We start from the raw sequence: 876 nt of genomic DNA, 5'->3' as shown, positions 1-876 counted from the left end.
GCTGTGTCTGCCGCGTGGGGTCGACATGGTGGTGGCTTTGCTGGCCGTGTGGAAGGCCGGCGGGGCGTATGTGCCGCTGGATCCGGAGTATCCGGCGGATCGGCTGGCGTACATGGTCAGCGACAGCCAGGCTTGGGTGGTGCTGGCCACGGCCGCGACGGCGGGGCAGGTGCCGGCCGGCGTGGACGTGGTGCTGACGCACGAGTCGGACGGTGGGTCGGCCGAGGCGCTGGACACGGTGGTGGAACCGGACCAGCTCGCCTACGTCATCTACACCTCCGGCTCCACAGGTCGGCCGAAGGGCGTGGCGGTCGCGCACGGTGGGGTGGCGAACCTGGCCGAGGTGATGCGTCCGGTGCTGGGTGTGGAACCGGGCACGGTGGCGTTGCAGTTCGCGTCGTTCAGTTTCGACGCGGCGGTGCTCGACGTCGCGGTCACCCTCGGTGGCGGCGGCACCCTGGCCATCGCCACCAGCGAGGAGCGTACGGAGCCGGGTGCGCTGGCGGAGATGATCCGCACCGCGGGCGTGCAGGTCGCGAGCGTAGTCCCGTCGCTCCTGGGCGTGCTGGAGCCGGAAGCGGTTCCGGGCGTGGAGAACTGGGTGCTGGGCGCGGAGCGCCTGAGTGCCGGTCTGGCGGCCCGCTGGCGGGCGCAAGCCCAAGTCTGGAACACCTACGGCCCCACCGAGGCGACGGTCATCTCGACGGCGACGCTGCTGGAGGAGGGCATCAGCCCGAAGGGTGCGCCTCCGGCGATCGGCTCGCCGATCGGCAACACCCGGACCTTCGTCCTGGACGACTTCCTGCGTCCCGTCCCGCCGGGTGTGACGGGTGAGTTGTACGTCGCCGGTGCCGGCTTGGCGCGTGGCTACAACAA

1 protein-coding gene is annotated in these 876 nt (G+C 71.2%); it reads left to right on the top strand.

What is annotated here, in order from left to right; translation table 11 throughout:
* Nucleotides 1-25: 25 nt before the first annotated feature.
* Nucleotides 26-876 (top strand): AMP-binding protein (locus ACTWQJ_RS51840; RefSeq protein WP_443313272.1); only part of this gene is annotated, 851 nt, incomplete at its 3' end.

Source organism: Streptomyces sp. KR55 (genome assembly GCF_052245645.1).
Lineage (GTDB): Bacteria > Actinomycetota > Actinomycetes > Streptomycetales > Streptomycetaceae > Streptomyces > Streptomyces flavusporus.
This window is presented reverse-complemented; position numbering and strand designations above follow the sequence as displayed.